A 2170-nucleotide genomic window follows, 5' to 3' on the forward strand; every position below is an offset into this window, starting at 1 on the left:
TCTTGGTATGTCATTCTCTTCATTTAAGGCAATCCATGTCCCATTCAAATCAAAATAAGCCAGTTTTCTGCCAGTCACTAATAATTTAGCTTCAAAAACTTGCTCGTAGAAAGTAATGGATTTCTCTAAGCTTGTGACCGAAAAACAAATATGATTGACTCCTCGAATCTGCATAATATGATCTTCCTTTGGGCTTAAAAATGAATTCTTCAGTAGTTTCGTATAACGTTCTTGTATTCACGAACCCTCACCGACTTAAGGCAGCTTCAGCTGCCGGCCGTGACGCGGTTAGTCGGTGCAGGGTTGTCCGCTGCTACCGTTCTACCCTGAGTCAACTTCTGGTGGACCGAGGAGCCGATAGGCGACGACGCGTGAATACGGTGTTATCTGATGCCTGCGCCATCCTCGAGTAAACTAAAGGTTGAGTTTTCTAAGAATACTCCGCCAATAAATATTTTAGCGATTTATTCCATCCCGACTTTTGTTATCATCTTTGAAGAACTCTAAAAGAGGTGAGAAGTATTTAATTATTGATTTGATCCAAGCTATTAAATTTCCAGCACACTCAAAACAACATAAAATGAACGTAAAAGCATCTACAATCGTTATTTCTGTTAATTCCTTTACGGTAACATATCGGTAAATAAAATAAGCTAGCCCACCGTAGGCTAATGTTTTAAAGAAAGCTAGCCATCCTTCACCCGTTTCAAGCTTAAAAAGCATACCTATAAATGAAAAGAAAACGTATACCGCTGTAAAAATAATTCCGATTTTAATAAATGAYACATCAAGTACAATTGAACTCATACTAAAACCCCTTCTCTGTATTTTCTTTTATCACTTGATTTTATAAGATTTTGCGCAGGTTTCAGATAACGTCTCTTGTATTCACGAACTCGAGAACCTTAAGGCGCTTTAGCGCCGGCCGCTGCGCGGTTAGGTTCGCAGGGTTGTCCGCCTGACTCCACTCCCCGAAATTCCTCGGGCGGACCCAGGGAGCGAAAGCGACCGCAGCGTGAATACGGTGTTATACGATGCAATCAGACATCCCCGAATATAACCTCAAACTCAAGATCTTTAACTTCTATATATACTTCTCTATTTAATTCACTATTATCTAATGTAATTACATCTGCCCTAACTAATTGAAATGTAACATTTTCTGCCTCTTCTATTGTTAATGATCCTGTTAAACAATGTATTCCATCAGCAAACTCTTTAAATACAATATTTTGATTCATCGAATATTCATAATCGACCCATTCACTATTACTCATTATTCTTATAGAGTTATTTTTTGGTRTGCACTCAATATAATTTCCCTTGAGAGCAATTTCATATGCATATTGATGTGTCTGCTCACGAGGAGTAGCTACTCCAYACTTCCACGAAAAAGTCCRCCAAACCATCTTATTAAATAAATGTTCGACTATTTGATCCCATGTGTCATAGCAAAAAGCATATATTGGTATTAATCTGGGGTACAAATCAATAATTGCATCTTGAAAGTTTATTAATACTTCAGTATCAGTTATCTTCTTTAGGACTTCTTCAATTTCGTGAGTTTTTATTTTCAGTAATCGGTTATCTTTCATCTTATCAACTCTCTCTGATTGTTTCGTATAACGTTGTTGCATTCACGACGTCACAGCGGCTTAAGGTCCGCAGGACCGGGTGGCGGCCACGCCACTTAGCCGGTGTGATGTATCCGCCTGCTTCATCTTCCCCGAAATCCCTCGAGCGGATCAAGGGGCTTTAGCCCCGTTGCGTGAATGCGGTGTTATAAGATGTTGGCGCCTTCCTCGAGTAATCTAAACTTTCTTATCATTAACTTCCATCTTTTTATTTCGTATATAATCAATAAATTCAGAGGTGTTTTTAATTTTTTGTCTTACAGTCCAATCATTAGTATCTTTTTTATGTTTCGAGAAGCTTTCAATAATAAACTCATTAGATAGAGGCGCAACCCAATTTATTATATAGTTTTTCTTAACTTCTCCTCTCTTTTTCGGTACGATATATTCAACTATTGAATTAGATGCCATTAATCTTTTAAACACATCATTTCCATTTGATATTTGAAATACATACTCCATACATATATCGTCAATTATACAACCAGCCAATTCGAGATTGTTTTCAATGGTGTAAGCCTTAGTTAGGGCTTTAC

At 37.7% G+C, this 2170-nt stretch carries 3 protein-coding genes and 1 pseudogene; all 4 read right to left on the reverse strand.

What is annotated here, in order from left to right:
- Positions 1 to 174 (reverse strand): VOC family protein (locus AC1DWB_RS33935; RefSeq protein ID WP_477545485.1); only part of this gene is annotated, 174 nt, incomplete at its 3' end.
- 282 nt (positions 175 to 456) lie between these two features.
- Positions 457 to 807: a hypothetical protein gene (locus AC1DWB_RS33940; RefSeq protein ID WP_477545483.1), complete on the reverse strand. Its 351-nt coding sequence runs from the start codon at positions 805 to 807 to the stop codon at positions 457 to 459.
- 233 nt (positions 808 to 1040) lie between these two features.
- Positions 1041 to 1595: a hypothetical protein gene (locus AC1DWB_RS33945; protein ID WP_477545484.1), complete on the reverse strand. Its 555-nt coding sequence runs from the start codon at positions 1593 to 1595 to the stop codon at positions 1041 to 1043.
- Between the two features lie 216 nt (positions 1596 to 1811).
- Positions 1812 to 2170, reverse strand: a pseudogene (locus AC1DWB_RS33950) (DUF262 domain-containing protein); the annotation flags it as partial.

The sequence above is a fragment of the Paenibacillus sp. P4_E11 genome (assembly GCF_056401635.1).